The organism is Chryseobacterium viscerum (assembly GCF_002899945.2).
Classification (GTDB): domain Bacteria; phylum Bacteroidota; class Bacteroidia; order Flavobacteriales; family Weeksellaceae; genus Chryseobacterium; species Chryseobacterium viscerum.
In genome coordinates this window covers 137,657-152,835 of record NZ_PPEG02000006.1, presented here as the reverse complement: position 1 = coordinate 152,835, position 15,179 = coordinate 137,657, and the positions used below count along the sequence as shown (strand labels likewise).

11 protein-coding genes and 1 tRNA gene are annotated in these 15,179 nt (G+C 37.5%); 4 read left to right on the top strand and 8 right to left on the bottom strand.

All coding sequences use genetic code 11. The features are described from left to right. Nucleotides 1-37: 37 nt before the first annotated feature. Nucleotides 38-733 (top strand): hypothetical protein, encoded by a 696-nt coding sequence (locus tag C1634_RS15180; protein ID WP_103231629.1) that lies wholly within the window; start codon nucleotides 38-40, stop codon nucleotides 731-733. A gap of 118 nt (nucleotides 734-851) precedes the next feature. Here C1634_RS15180 and C1634_RS15175 read toward each other — a convergent pair whose 3' ends face one another. Further along, entirely contained in the window at nucleotides 852-1,643 is a 792-nt protein-coding gene (locus C1634_RS15175) for a DUF2490 domain-containing protein (protein ID WP_165835335.1), read from the bottom strand. 452 nt (nucleotides 1,644-2,095) lie between these two features. Here C1634_RS15175 and C1634_RS15170 point away from each other — a divergent pair, with 452 nt between their 5' ends. After that, a complete protein-coding gene (locus C1634_RS15170) occupies nucleotides 2,096-4,567 on the top strand; it encodes a TonB-dependent receptor (RefSeq protein ID WP_103231627.1) in 2,472 nt (823 codons plus the stop codon). A gap of 69 nt (nucleotides 4,568-4,636) precedes the next feature. Here C1634_RS15170 and C1634_RS15165 read toward each other — a convergent pair whose 3' ends face one another. The 4 genes from C1634_RS15165 to C1634_RS15150 all read right to left on the bottom strand — a co-directional run bounded on the left by C1634_RS15165 (nucleotide 4,637) and on the right by C1634_RS15150 (nucleotide 7,317). Then, a complete protein-coding gene (locus C1634_RS15165; protein ID WP_109738709.1) occupies nucleotides 4,637-5,371 on the bottom strand; it encodes a hypothetical protein in 735 nt (244 codons plus the stop codon). Nucleotides 5,372-5,509: 138 nt separating this feature from the next. Further along, nucleotides 5,510-5,926 carry a hypothetical protein gene (locus C1634_RS15160; RefSeq protein WP_103231625.1) on the bottom strand — a complete coding sequence of 139 codons (417 nt, stop codon included), beginning with the start codon at nucleotides 5,924-5,926 and terminating at the stop codon, nucleotides 5,510-5,512. A gap of 232 nt (nucleotides 5,927-6,158) precedes the next feature. Continuing rightward, nucleotides 6,159-6,245 (bottom strand) — tRNA-Ser (locus tag C1634_RS15155). A gap of 55 nt (nucleotides 6,246-6,300) precedes the next feature. Next, the gene (locus C1634_RS15150; protein WP_103231624.1) at nucleotides 6,301-7,317 is read right to left on the bottom strand and encodes an asparaginase; all 1,017 of its coding nucleotides are present in this window, start codon (nucleotides 7,315-7,317) and stop codon (nucleotides 6,301-6,303) included. A 162-nt stretch (nucleotides 7,318-7,479) separates the two neighbouring features. Here C1634_RS15150 and C1634_RS15145 point away from each other — a divergent pair, with 162 nt between their 5' ends. After that, the gene (locus tag C1634_RS15145) at nucleotides 7,480-8,160 is read left to right on the top strand and encodes a TrmH family RNA methyltransferase (RefSeq protein WP_103231623.1); all 681 of its coding nucleotides are present in this window, start codon (nucleotides 7,480-7,482) and stop codon (nucleotides 8,158-8,160) included. 74 nt (nucleotides 8,161-8,234) lie between these two features. Here C1634_RS15145 and C1634_RS15140 read toward each other — a convergent pair whose 3' ends face one another. From C1634_RS15140 to tsaD, 3 genes are read right to left on the bottom strand one after another with little or no spacing between them, the layout of a single operon-like run. Further along, entirely contained in the window at nucleotides 8,235-8,930 is a 696-nt protein-coding gene (locus C1634_RS15140) for an RsmE family RNA methyltransferase (protein ID WP_109738708.1), read from the bottom strand. Beyond that, nucleotides 8,927-9,322 carry a hypothetical protein gene (locus C1634_RS15135; RefSeq protein ID WP_103231621.1) on the bottom strand — a complete coding sequence of 132 codons (396 nt, stop codon included), beginning with the start codon at nucleotides 9,320-9,322 and terminating at the stop codon, nucleotides 8,927-8,929. The genes C1634_RS15140 and C1634_RS15135 overlap by 4 nt, the downstream gene beginning before the upstream one ends. Continuing rightward, nucleotides 9,319-10,335 carry a tRNA (adenosine(37)-N6)-threonylcarbamoyltransferase complex transferase subunit TsaD gene (tsaD, locus tag C1634_RS15130; protein WP_109738707.1) on the bottom strand — a complete coding sequence of 339 codons (1,017 nt, stop codon included), beginning with the start codon at nucleotides 10,333-10,335 and terminating at the stop codon, nucleotides 9,319-9,321. Before tsaD ends, C1634_RS15135 begins: the two co-directional genes overlap by 4 nt. A 4-nt stretch (nucleotides 10,336-10,339) precedes the next feature. On the opposite strand from tsaD, the gene C1634_RS15125 reads away from it, so the two are divergent. Further along, nucleotides 10,340-15,130, top strand: a complete 4,791-nt coding sequence (locus C1634_RS15125; protein ID WP_109738706.1) for a translocation/assembly module TamB domain-containing protein — start codon at nucleotides 10,340-10,342, stop codon at nucleotides 15,128-15,130. Nucleotides 15,131-15,179: the final 49 nt, after the last annotated feature.

Below are 15,179 nucleotides of genomic sequence, written 5' to 3'. Positions count from 1 at the left end.
TACGAGTATAGCTTTGTCATATCAAAATTACAGAGCTATGGAATTGCCATTTTACTTAAACTTTAACGACTTTGAAAGTAATTATTACGATAACCTTGAAAAATGGTTTGAAGAATATCATAACACCAGCGAAACAGATTATCTGAAAGCGCTGGCTGAACTTTACAGCCCCTATGTCTATTACAATTTTGCAGAAGACAGGTTAAAGCAGGATGCTTCCATAGAAGTTAAAGACTGCTTTTTTCCTTACCATGAGAAAATCGGAATTTCTTTTTGTATTGATTGTGAAAACGGAACTTCGCCAGCCAATGGGATTCATCAGGTATTTGAATTTAAAAATATTTCGATGATGGAATATGCCCAGCATATTCTCGATAAAATCAATAAGTTTTGTTCCAAAAATGCCAATACCCTGGATAGCAGTAAAAATATTCTGGACTATATCAATAACTATACTATCATCACATCGGTAGAAGGGGTAGGGTTTTGTATCAGCTACAATAGACATCAGAAGGCAATTCCCTTTTTGAAGGCTTATCTTCCATACTATGGCCAGACGGTTAATATGGCGGTATATAGAGATTTTCTCTTCTCCATTGTGCAGATTGCTGAATTCATAGATCAGAAGCTGAAAAATGTGCACGCTTTTAAACATACTATTTATGCCAGTTCAAGATCAGAGGCGAAATTCAAAGTACAGATGAGCCGCCAGTTTCTGACCTTGTGCAATTAAGATTTTACACCAAACATTCATACTTAATTATATTGCGGAAAAACTTATGTTTTTCAAACAAATCCCAGTCAGCGATGATTGGGATTTTGTTTATGTTATACTATATGTCCTTTATAGATTATCTTTTTTTATAAGGAATATTCCATACCACATCAGCTGCCAGGTAATGTACACCTCCATGATGAATACTTTTGCTGCCTCTGATAAGATCATCCATATATCCTATATCTACTGTAAAAGGAGAATTGGGGATTGTGAACATATAATAAGCCGCAATACGCATTTCACGATATCCAAATGAACTCCACTCAGAATTCGGTTCATTGAGATGACTTATAGAAAACAGAGCTTCAGCACTCAATGCCAGTTTCTGATTGTTTTTAGGGGATAAATTGTAAGTCAATTGACTTTTGATACGGGTTCGAAGTTGAAAATCTTCCTCTACTTTATGAAAGTCTGCATCAAAAAACTTCCTGAATTCCTGTCGCACCGTATTTTTCAGTTTCCATTGTTGCCCAAGGTCAAAAGTATAGGCATATCTTCCGTATATCCTGAATTCCTGTTCTGTACTTTCTTTCTCATAAGGAGCCGTGCTTTCATACTGAGGCTGCCTGCGGTAGCTGATCGCATAGCTGTATTGTTGATGAGGAGCAAAGGAATGATAAACCTCGTGATTTAAAACAATGATAGCTTGCTTTGAAAATAAATTATGGTTATCCGGACTGCTTTTTCTTCCGATGGCAACATAGCTTAAAGCCTGTTTCTTACCTAAAGAATCCAACTGTTGCTTCACTCCGAAAGCACCCCAGAATGCATTATGGGCATCTCCCAATCCCGGGGGACTGATCTGTGCCTTGATGTATGTTCCTATGCATCCCAATAAAAATAAACCTGCAAAAATTTTCTTCATGCTCAATAGTGTAGATAACTGCTTTATGATTGATTTACAATGACTGCGAAACCATAGAATAGATAAAAATATCATCGATACGCAGAAAGAATACTTTATTCTGCCAAATTTAGAAGCTTTGTTCATAGAATGTTTATTCAAAATCTTTTAATAGTGTTTAAAAACAAGACAAAATAAAGACCTGATTTAGGATAGAATTAGGAATAAAATAAATTGTGGATAATATGTTGATAACTTGTTAACAACTCATATAAAGCGGTGCTTCTATAAATAAGTTAAAGCAAGAACCTCTCTCACTACTTGGTTTACTTATTATCTCCAGGCATTCACTTAAGCACAAGCTCAATAGGATTTAAAATTTATTTAGAATAGTTCAAATTAATATTGTAGGAGAATTTGCTATTTCTTTATTTTGCACTTTTATTTATAATTATTTTAAATAAGGCTGGAAAATGATACAATCTAATGAATGTGTGCCCTCATTGGGGCATATGACTCATTCTGGAATTACCACACGGAATGATATTGCAACCCATCACAAAATACAATCGCTTAAACGATTTTTAATCTTCTTATTCTCTTTGCTCAGTTTTACAACTCTGTATGCTCAGGATTTACAGGGAGGCATAACCGGAAAGGTGAATATGGTAGATGGGCAGCCTCTGAGAGCAATATCAGTTTCATTGTTGGAAACAGAACGCCAGACCCTGACAGATGATGATGGGAATTATCATTTTGCAAACCTTAACGCGGGAACATACACTTTAAAATTCCAGATTCTTGGAAGCAAAGAAGTCCGTCTTTCTGTTGAAGTGAAAGCGGGTGAAGACATAAAGCTCGACTATCAGCTGACAAAAGAAAATATTCAGGCGATACAGGAGGTTGTCATAATGAAAAATACAAATAGGTTTTCCAAAAAGGAAAGCGGATTTGTAGCAAGACTGCCGTTGAAAAATTTAGAAAATCCACAAGTCTACAACACGGTTACCAAAGAATTATTTCAAGAACAGGTGGCGGTAGATCTTGGAAGTATTTCCAAAAATGTACCAGGGGCTGGAGTTCCTATGATTGCCAATCAGGGAAGAGTAACATTTCGTTCAAGAGGATTCGAAACAGAACCCAACGCACGAAACGGTGTAGCGGGAGCTGCATTTTCAGTAATTGATCCTGTGAACCTTGAACGTATAGAAGCTATTAAAGGACCGTCGGCGACCTTGTTTGGGAAAAGTGTAGCCAGCAGCTATGGTGGTGTATACAATAGAGTAACGAAAAAACCTTATAATAAATTTGGTGGCGAAGTAGGCTATGTAGGAGGAAGCTGGAGTTATAACCGGTTGACAGTGGATGTGAATACTCCCGTAAACAAAGACAGAACAGCTCTTTTCCGTCTTAACGCTGCAGGAACGTTTGAAAAGAGTTTTCAGGACCTCGGATTTACCAATTCTTTAGCCATTGCTCCTAGTTTTTCTTATCAGATCAATGATCGTATGTCGCTTCTTCTGGATGTGGAATTTAACCAGGCCAAGGGAACATCCGTTGTTCGTTTTAATCCTTATACAGGAAGCAATAAAACCCAGTCTATTGCGGATATGAAGTTTCCGTACTATAAAAAATTCCTGGGTGATGATCTGGCGTATGAAACACAGATGATGAACATCTTTGCTCAATTGAATTATAAAGTTTCTGAAAACTGGACCTCACAGACTATATTATCCCGAGCAAGATCTACAATCAATGGGTATATTTCTGCAATTAATGGGAAAACAGACTCTACAGCAAGTGCTCAGGTGATGGTTGGTACAACTTCGTTTATTGCAACCAATATCCAGCAGAATTTTATTGGGGATTTCCATATCGGACGTTTCAGAAACAGAATGGTTGTAGGATTGGATTATTATAACAATTCAAATCATTTTGACCGTTATCATACCAACACCAAAGTATTCAACTTTGTTCATCCTTCAGCAGATTTTAGAGTCAATCAAAATATAATTGATGCCCTTACCACAACGTCTGCTTTCAGAAAAGAAAATAATAGTGATAATACATATGCTGCGTATGTATCGGATGTATTCAATATTACCGACCAGCTTATGGTAATGGCCAGTTTGAGGGTAGATCGGTTTCAGTTTAAAGGAGTATATGATATCACAACAGGGGAGATCAAAGGAGGACTGAGCAATAGTGGAACCCAATCGGGACCTTATGGGCAGACGGCTCTTTCACCTAAGATGGGAATTGTTTACGAAGTATTAAAGAATAAACTTTCCTTGTTTGGAAATTATATGAATGGTTTTAATAATGTAAGCGGAGTAGATATTAATGGAAATACATTCAGACCGGAGTATGCCAATCAGTTGGAATTTGGAGTGAAAGCAGATATTTTCAACCACAGATTGGTAGGAACATTAAGCTATTATAACATCCGTGTAGATAATATTTTAAGAACCAATCCTGATGATATCAACTATTCAATACAAGATGGAACACAGCTAAGCAAAGGAATAGAAGCTGAAATTACAGCCAATCCGTTTGATGGATTGAATATTGTAGCAGGATATGCTTATAATGACAGTAAATATACCAATGCCAATCCTTCCGTTAATGGTTTAAGACCTGCATTGTCAGGACCTGCTAATATGTATAATTTTTGGATCAGTTACAGGATTTCTGAAGGTAAATTGAAAGGCCTTGGAATAGGTGGTGGTGGAAATATGGGATCATCTTCTTATCAAACCAATACACAAACGGCCAAAGTCATTATTCCATCTTATAAAATGTTTGATTTGGGCATATTCTATGATCAGCCAAAATATAGAGTAGGATTGAAATTCGATAATATTACCAATGAAAAAGCGTGGTCTGTACGTTTGACACCTCAGGCTCCATCACGTTTTCTTGGAAGTGTTTCTTTAAAGTTTTAAATAAGATGATAATCATTGAAAATCCCGGATCATACGTCCGGGATTTTTATTTTGCCGATTTAAAGAAGATCAGTTGATCCAGAGGCAATAATTATTACGATACCGTATTTTTCCATAGGTGTTTCCCTGGAATGTTCCTGGAGTATTGTCTTGCCAGTCTTGCCTGATTACATACAGTCCCGGAAGAGTCGGTTTAAAAACGGCTTGATTATTTTCATCAATTGAAATATTCTTTTCCCAGTTTTCAGGGTTGAATATTCTGATTGGAGTTCCCTTTTCTACGGGTTTCATATTCCGATATGGATAAACCGTGTAAACACCATTTTTTTCCTGAAGAATAATATCCATAAACTGGGTAGGGGATCCCATATTGGAATGCTGTCCAACATGGTAATCACCACACATAAAATCGATAGGACGTACATTTTCCTGAGGGTTTTTAGAACGCAGCAGCACAGGCAGCTGATCATTCATTCCTAAAATCCGGTAGCTTCCCTCTTTATCAGGAGTGAAAGTTCCTTCCCAATGATCTCCCACCATTTGTAATTCAAGCTTTGACTTTTCTCCTTTGATGTTAAGAATATAAAATTTGAAATTCTTAATCTCATGAAATTCCGGTCCGGTAGTACGATGGCGCTCACTAAGATCATTAATAAAGCCATAGCAGACCTGAATTTTTACAGGATCTTTTAATTTTCCCGATCCATGAATTTCCATCCAGTAAGCACTGGCTTTTGTAAGCTGGGGAACTAGAAAAACAGCTAAAAATAACAGCAAAGGGAAGGCTGTCCGTAGTTTATACATATTGATCAAATCATATTTTAATAAGCTAATGTAGTGAAAAATGGGATAGGTGAAATTTTGTTATTTAACATCAAATTGCCACAATAGTAAATACTGTGGCAAATCTGATTTATGGAACTGTGGACTGTGATTTTTAGTTTAGTTTTTTCCTGTTTTACACATAGCATCCCATGTGGTCCAAAAATGAGCATTGATCGCTCCGATAGGAGGTTTTGTGCTATCAGCAACGATCCCTACCATAGAGGCACAATTGGAGTTGCAGCCTATTTCATTATAACTTCCGGCCTGTGGCGGAATCTGGCGCCATGTACCGGTAGATGCACTTAATAATTCTACCTTAATATCAAAGATCCCTGAAAGATTAGGGGTGTGAATTTGCTTGGTAGGATTTTCACTTGAAATGGAATCACTCCAGTTTCCCTGTGAGAATGTAACTCTCCATGTAGAAATCATCTTGGATGTTTCGTTTTGAGGAGAAAGATATACCCAGAACTGTGCTCCGTTTCCAAGTTGCACATTGCCTGAGGAATTTGCGTTTACACTTGTAGATGTCATGTTAAGTTGGTTTTTGTGGTTATTTTATATTTCAAAGTAACAAAGAACGAAACAGATATTGTATAGTACAAATGACCAATTATTGAGTTGGGTATAAATACCTATTAAAGAAGAACGGGTAACCCTTTTGTAAATGGGTAGAGATCTGCCATCAAAAAATGATAAAAAAGTAAAGAGTTTTACCAAAAAAATAAGCCTGTGCTAATGTTAGCACAGGCTTTAGTTTTCTTTGCAGAGAGGAAGGGATTCGAACCCTCGATACAGTTACCCGCATACTACCTTTCCAGGGTAGCTCCTTCAACCACTCGGACACCTCTCTTTTTGAGATTGCAAAAATAGTCTATTTTCTTTAATATCCAAATTATTCTTGCAATTTAATCCGTAATTTCTCCACAAAGGCTTCTGGTGAAATTATCGGCAAAGCTTCCGGAGTAGCTAGGGTTATCAATAAGGTGCATTGCTTTGGTGATCGCTGTCTCCGCAGTCATATCTCTTCCGCTGATGGCACCAATTCTGGAGAAAATATTGCTGTTTTCATATTTTCCGAACGAGATACCTCCTGAAATACACTGGCTTACCACCACGATTTCAGTTCCGTTGTTTCTGATTTCCTGAAGTGTTTCCTGCGTTTTTGCACTGCTGAAAATCGTTCCGGAACCAAAAACCTGAAGAATAAGAACCTTCATTTTTGGGATCTCTTTGAAATGGCTCAGATGCATACCCGGAAAGATTCTCCAGAATAAAATATCTTCTGAAATATGTTCGTCAACATGAAATTCTACTTCAGGATCACAACGGAATAAGCTGTCTTTGATAATATTCAAATGCACTCCGGACTGTCCCAATATAGGATAATTCGGACTTGAATAGGCGTCAAAATACTCAGCAGAATATTTCAGGGTTCTGTTCCCTCTTAATAATTTATACTCAAAGTAAATGGCAACTTCCTGAATGACTGCTTCATCATTTTCATAAAGGCTGGCATAATAAAGACTGGTCAGAAGGTTTTCTTTGGCATCCGTTCTCAGGTCACCAATGGGAAGCTGAGATCCGGTCATAATCACGGGTTTTCTTAATCCTTTTAGCATGAAACTTAATGCCGATGCTGTATAAGACATGGTGTCTGTTCCGTGAAGAATCAGGAAACCGTCGTAGTCATCATAATTTTTATGAATATAGTTGGCGATAACTCTCCATTCTTCAGGCCCCATATCCGAAGAATCAAGCGGTGTTTCGAAAGGATGAACAAAGACTTCACATTCCATGAGTCTCATTTCAGGCATCTTTTCAAATATATTACCAAAATCAAAGGCACGGAGACTTCCGGTTTCATAATCTTTTTCCATCCCGATGGTTCCACCGGTATAGATGAGCAGGACTTTTCGCTTCATGTACTATTTTTAATTAAGAATTGGAGCCCGATTAGGGTTCATAGCCCAAAATTACGTTAATTTGCAAAGATTTGAAAATGAATGAAACGCTTACGGTAAAATTTTATGATAATAGGATGATAATCGTAGATGTTACATTAGGCTATTGAAAAAAATAACTAAATGCAGATGAGTGATTTAGCACCTACTTTTGAATATTTAAAACAGTTTTTAACAGAAGAAAGACTGGCGAAAATTGAACATTTCTCCCAGGAAAGTTCAGATTTTGTGCTTCCGGTTGTAGAAGATGTTTACCAGTTTAGAAATGCCGCAGCTATTGTACGTTCTGTGGAGGCTTGTGGTTTTCATAAAGTAGTGGCTTTGCAGGAAGAATACAGCTTTGAACCCAATCTTCGGGTCACAAAAGGGGCAGATACCTGGGTTGAGGTTGAAAAGCTTCCCCGAAATATGGAATCCTTTCAGAATATTAAAGACAGAGGGTACAAAATAGTGGTAGTTTCTTTGGAAAATAATGCTAAAATGCTGCCCGAATATGAGATCACAGAACCTATTGCTTTGGTTTTCGGAACTGAAATGGAAGGTGTATCTCAGGAAATTCTGGATTTTGCTGATGAAACACTGGCAATTCCGATGTATGGCTTTACGAGAAGTTTTAATGTGTCTGTGGCGGCTTCCATCTGTATGTATGAATTGAAACAAAAGCTTATAAAATCTGGTATTGAGTATAAATTGGATGAAGAGAAACTTTTGAGAATGAAAATCCTTTGGACGGTCAATTCCATCAGAAGCGGACAGCAGATTTTTGAAAAATATCTGAGAGAAAATAATATTGATTGGAAATAAATAAAAAAAGGAGGTTAGCAGCCTCCTTTATTATTGTTGTCAATAGCTCGAAAACTATTTTTTTGATTTAATATCTATATCATATTGTAATAATTCCATGCTGCTACGAAAACTCCGGCAGTTTCTGTTCTCAGTCTTTGATTTCCGAGAGATACCGCTTTTACTTTATTTTCTGCCAGAAATGCAATTTCCTTTTCAGAAAAATCACCTTCAGGCCCTATTAAAAAAGTAAGCTGTTCCAGTTGAGGAATATTTTTAAGATCAATTCTTTCCAGATTTTCATGACAGTGCGCCACAAAAGTATGTTCCGGATCAATGTTTTTTAGGAAGTCTGTCAGCTTTACAGCATCATTGATCACAGGAAAATGAAATCTCAAACTTTGCTTGGATGCGGCAATAGCCTGTTTTCTGATCTTATCAATATTGATGTTCTTACGTTCCGTTTTTTCAGTGATGATAATACTGATCTCAGAAATACCCATCTCGACAGCCTTTTCTACAAAAAACTCGATTCTGTCAATATTTTTGGTCGGAGCAATAGCAATATGAAGCTTTGGATTGAATTCCGGCAGGTTTTCTTTGATCTCAGAAACTTCAATACCCGCTTTTTTACCTTCTATAAAGAGTTTTCCGGCAGCCAGTTTTCCTTTTCCATCTGTCACATGAATATCTTCATCATCTCTCATCCGAAGAACTTTTATGATATGCAGCTGCTCTTCATCGTTGATGATCACTTTTTGATCTGCTATTTCTCCGTAAAATAATTTCATATATCCTGGGTTAAAAATGCAACTCCTGTTTTGATGGTTGTATAGATGTCTGTATCACAGTCCCGATAAGAACACATAAATATTTCTTCAATCCAATTATTATTAATAAAAATCAGATTTAAGTATTCCTGCTTTCTCAAATTATTTTTAATAGACAAATAATCTCCTTCTTTGGGAGTGTAAGGAAAACTAAAAAGATGTTCAGAATTTATTGATTTTAAAATCTCTTCTTTTATATCCTGAATGTATCCTTTTTCAGAATTGGATGGAAAATAATCTAAAGAATTTTCCTGGCTATCATTTTTTCCTGTAATGGTTTCTAATACCCAGTAATATTTTGAATTTTTTTTAGACTGCGTTCCCAGTACTTTTTCTTCTAAGAGTATTTTCATAAATCATATTTTGCTGTTGCTGAAGTTCTCAAATCGGTAAACTCTCCTCTCTCGAATTTCAGTTTCGCTACCATGGCGATCATCGCAGCATTATCTGTAGTATATTCGAATTTGGGAATGTAGATATCCCAGCCTAGCTTTTCTTTGTTATCTTCCATTGTTTTTCTTAGTGCAGAATTGGCAGAAACACCACCTGCAATAGCAACTTGGTTCACATGAAGATCTTTGGCTGCTTTCTCAAGTTTATTCATCAGAATTTCGATAATAGTCCTTTGTACAGAAGCACAGAGATCACTTAAATTTTCCTTGATGAAATCCGGATTTTTTCTAACTTCTTTCTGAATGAAATACAATACTGAAGTTTTTATTCCGCTGAAAGAATAATCATAGTTTTCCAGCTTTGGCTTATTGAATGTAAAAGCGTCAGGATTTCCTTCTTTGGCTAATCTGTCAATAATAGGTCCGGCAGGGTAGTCGAGATCAAAAATCTTTCCGATCTTATCAAAAGCTTCTCCGGCGGCATCATCAATGGTTTTCCCGATGATTTCCATGTCAAAATAGTCTTTTACCAATACAATCATGGTATGCCCTCCGCTTACGGTAAGACATAAGAAAGGAAAGGTAGGCGGCACAGGATTTGCATCTTCGATGAAATGGGCTAAAATGTGTGCCTGAAGGTGATTTACTTCAATCAATGGAACATTAAGGCTCATAGCCAAAGACTTAGCAAATGATGTTCCTACAAGAAGAGATCCTAAAAGTCCAGGTCCACGTGTAAATCCTATAGCAGAGATAGCATTTTGTTGTATATTTGCTTTAGAAAAAGATTTTTCAACAACGGGGATAATATTTTGCTGATGGGCCCGTGAAGCTAATTCAGGAACAACACCTCCATATTCTTTGTGGATGGCCTGATTCGCGGCAATGTTTGAAAGAATAGAATTTCCCTTGATGATAGCTGCTGAGGTGTCGTCACAGGACGATTCAATACCTAAAATTATAGAGTCGCTCATAATAATGGCAAAGTTAGAGAATAATAACGAGAATAAGAATAAAAAATCAGTAGCTGAAAACCTAGGGGATCAGGTACAAAAAACTGTCGAAAATGTAGAAGGAAAGGTTCGGGAGACAGTGAAAGAAGCATCTGAGCTAGCTTCAGATGCCATACATCATCCTGTGGAAACAGCTGAAGAGTTTGGGAAGCAGGCGGTGAAGGATGTTACCAGCTATACATGGTGGGCAAAACTCCTTTTGATTCTCTTTTGGCTGGGGATTGTTCTTGTTGGAGGAGTACTTGTTGTCATCAATCTTCCGGTCACAAAACAATGGGCAGCAGATCAGGCTCTTCAGATCGTAAACAAAGACTTTAAATCAGGTTTTTCCACAGAAAGTGTAGATGTAAACTACTTTGGTGATGTAACCATAAAAGGCTTAAAAGTAAAAGATTATAAAGGATTTGATTTTATTACAGCGCGTGAATTCCGTGCAGATTCGGACTGGATATCTCTTGCAGTAAATGCCATCTCCGGAAAAAGTAATTCTCTAAGTTTCAATTCTCTTACCCTTGTAAATGCTGATGTAAAAGTTATTACCTATAAAGGTGACAGTATCTCCAACTTTGTAAGATTTACAGAACTCTTTGATGATGGGAAAAAAAGAGATCCTAAAAAACCTCCTTTTCAGCTGAATTCCAGAATACAGATCATTGATTCTAAAGTTTCTATTGTTAATGAAAACTCTCCCGGAGAAGAAGGGAAATGGCTTACGGCAACTAAATTCAATTTAAAAGCACCCAATGTTAAGGTCAACGGCCCGAATGTTTCAGCCTTGATCAATAACATGTCATTTGTCACTTCAAGATGGGGGAAATCTCATATTGTAGATACCTTTTCCACAGAATTGTCTTTAACGAAACAATTTTTATCGTTAAAAGATCTTACCCTGAATACAGATCATACTTTGCTTCAGGGGAATATTAAATTTAATCTTCATGACGGTTCATGGTCAGACTTTGCTGACAGGGTTCGATGGGATATGAATATTCAGCAGGGAAGCCAGGTAAGCGGTTACGATATCAGTTATTTTGTGACGAACTGGGATAATATAAAACCGTTTAATCTTTCGGGAACGATGACGGGTCCTTTGAATAAATTCCACCTGGAAAACTTTCTGATCAGAAACCCTGATGTCAATATTGCAACCAAAACAATGAAGGTTGATAATCTGCTGAAAGGACATTTTGCCATTGAAACGAAAGACCTTTCTACAGATTTTACGTATAAAGATTTAAAAGCAATGATGCCTTCCTTTATCTCTAAAAAGATGAAGAACTTTGCAGATGATTTCGGAAAGTTAAAGTACAACGGAACGGCAAAAGTAAATCCGGATCAGATCTATGTGGATAACGGAAACTTGATGACAGGAATCGGGCAGGCTAAAATTTCTAAGCTGACATTGACAGGCTATAGTACTGCGATGCCTAAATATTCAGGATATCTTGATGTGAAAGATCTTAATACCTCTGTCATTACAAAAAATAAAACAGTAGGCTTAATTTCCGGTAAATTTGATCTGAACGGACAGAGCTTTGATGTGAATACAATGCGTCTGACAACCAAATCTCAGATTGCGAGTATTGAAATTATGAATAAAACGATCAATAATCTCTATCTGGACGGATTATTGGATCATAAAAAATACAACGGACTTATCACCGTCAATGATGAGCAGGCAAAAGCTACGATCAAAGGATTGATAGATTTCAGTACTTCAAGAGTGGCAATGGATGTGAATGCAGACGTTACTTACCTGAACATGAACTATTTTACCAATAAGCCTGGTAGTCAGGTGGTGAGCGGTCAGGTTGATGGGAAGATGGCGATGTCTTCCATAAACGATCTTACTTTAGATGTCGACGCCAATAATCTTCACTTTGCTACGGCTACTCAAAAATATAATATTCCGAATGCTAAATTGAAAACATTTGTAGAAGCAGGAGGACGTGTGATTGATGTAGATGCACCGGGAGCAGCTACGGGTAAAATATCCGGAAGATATAGCCTGGCAGATCTTGTCGGAATGGTAGAAAACGGGGTAGGACGAATTTTGGTAGGACCGCCACCGAGAAAATTATACCATGGGCAGAATTTTGCTTTGAAGTTTGATGTTCAGCAAGGATTGGTGAATTACTTTTTACCTGACCTGAAATTGCCGAACGGAGCATTGGTGGAAGGAGAGTATGACGGAAATTCAAATAACCTGATTCTGAATCTGGATGCTGCTTCTTTGAAATATATCATGACGAAGGAAGAGGAAATTACCGATGCTGATAAAGCGCTGGCAGCTTCCAATCCTGATTATAAAGTGAATGACCGCAAGAATCTCAACAGAGATAGTGCTATGGTTGATAGCGTTAAAGTTAGAATTAACACAGCAGACCTTAACCAGCAGTTGTATGCCAAGATCAACAGAGTGGTTTACAACAAAAACGTAATCAAAGATTTTGAGCTTAAAGGAAATAATGAAAACGGAAATACCCTTCATTTAGCGACCGTATTTAAACACGGAAGCCCTGATGATGAATTGAATGAAAAGCTTAAAGAATATGCCATCAATGTAGATCAGTCTACGGATGCAGCAGGAGATTATGTATTCAGGTTTGAACCTACTGAAGTAAAATTCAATGAAGTTACCTGGGCTATTGATACCAGTCCGGAACTGAATCATTCCATTACATATAGAAGAGAAACTGGAGATTTTGATATTAGAAACCTGAGGGTTTATTCTGATAAAAGTGCTTTGTTTATTAAAGAAGCACAGTTTAAATCTGCAAAAGATTTCTACGTAGATGCTGATATCAACGATTTTTCTGTGGAGAAGCTTCTTGAAATGCAGTCCGGAGGAAATACCATGGATATAAAGGGTCTTGCCAACGGAAGTGTGAAAATCAAAATGGATAAAAGCACACTGCAGCCACTGGTAGATCTTACCATTGATGATATTAAGATGAATGGCAATGATATGGGGGATATCTCTATTTCTGCCACCAATGGATTCTCTCTGAATGTGTATGATATTGATGTAAAAGTACACTCTGCGGGAGTACTTGGAAATAACAGCCTTAATCTGACAGGAACTGTCAACAATAATACTTCTTCGCCGATCATTGATCTTACTGCAGAAATGCGTGATTTTGACCTGTCATTTACACAACAGTTTGTACAGACTATTTTTGGAAACATTCGAGGTAAAGCTACAGGAGATCTTAAAATCAATGGGAAACTTAGCAATCTGGATTACAGTGGGGATATTGCTTTAAAAGATTTTGGATTAAAATTGTTATTCACGGGAGTAGATTACGCGTTTGATGACACGGTGATTCAGCTGACGAAAGGTCTTGCCATTCTCAACAATATTGAGGTGCATGACGGAAGAAGCAATTCCAAAGGGAATATTTCCGGGGCGATCCAGTTTGAAACCCTTTCTTCAATGGGGGTATCTCTCGTAATGAGAGCCGATAACCTTCTGATGCTGAATACCTCACAAAAAGATTTTGACCTGTTCTGGGGAAGAGTCTACGGGCAGGGAGATCTCTACGTGGACGGACCTGTTTCGGGATTGAGTATCACCACTCCTAATATGAAGGCACTTAACGGAAGTACCTTTACCTTTAATTCCAGTTCCACTTCCAATGTTGAGGAATTCAAAATGCTGAGATTCCTGAAAGAAGGAAAAGACGGTCTGATTACGCTGGAAGAAAAGAAAAAAACGGGAGCCAATATGAATATCGATTTCAATCTGGCTGTGGATAAAGGAACCACTGTAAATGTACTGGTGGGTGATGATGTTGGAAATATTACCGTAAAAGGATCAGCGGACCCGCTGAGGTTCCACATGAACAGGCAGGGGAATATCGCGATGAGCGGTACCTATAAAGTAGATAACGGAACCTTTGTTTCTAAAGCCATTCTTAATAAAACCTTCCAGATAGAAAGGAACAGTAGTATCAGATGGGATGGTGATGCCATGAAACCCGCGTTAGATATTAATGCCAACTATATGAGGATGGTTTCCAATGCCGGAGAATATCTAAGCATGGGGAAACTGCAGCCGATCAGTATCTTGCTTCAGGCCCATATTACCCAGTCGTTGGTAGACCCTCATATTGATCTTAATGTAACCGCTATGGATGTATCCAGTCAGGTAAGGGAAACTCTTGCGGCGAAAATGAGCCAGGAAGGGGAGAAAGTCCTTCAGTTTGGTTCTGTCCTTCTATTAAGTACGTTCAACGTATCAAACTCCGGCGGGGTGGATGTGAATGTAGGAAATGTAGCGGAATCTTCCGGATATAATATGCTACTGAAACAGCTGGGATCTGTACTTAATACCATGAGTAACGAATTTCAGATTGACCTGAACTATGTAAAAGGGGACCAGAATTCAAATTTTGGTGACAGAGCAAATGCCGGATTGAGTGTAGCTCTTTCTCCAAGAGTAAATATAAAAACCGGTTTGGGGATCCCATTATCGAAAACAGATGGTGCACAAAACAATTATTTGTCTACAGAAGGATCTGTAGAGTATGATTTGTCTAAAAAGAATGACGGTACGCTGGTTATACGTGCTTATTCCAAGCCTACAAACATCGGAATGGTGAGTACAAACGGTTCTGCTAACCAAGCCTATGGAGGAGGGGTCGTGTGGAGTAAAAGCTTCAATTCTTTGTTTAAAAAGAAGAAAAAAGACAAAAAAACCTCAGATGCAAAAGGTGAAATAAAAACAGATTCTATAAAATCGAATGCTAAATAATTAGAATATTTTAATGATTTTTATCATCTGTGTTAATTATTGTTAATAT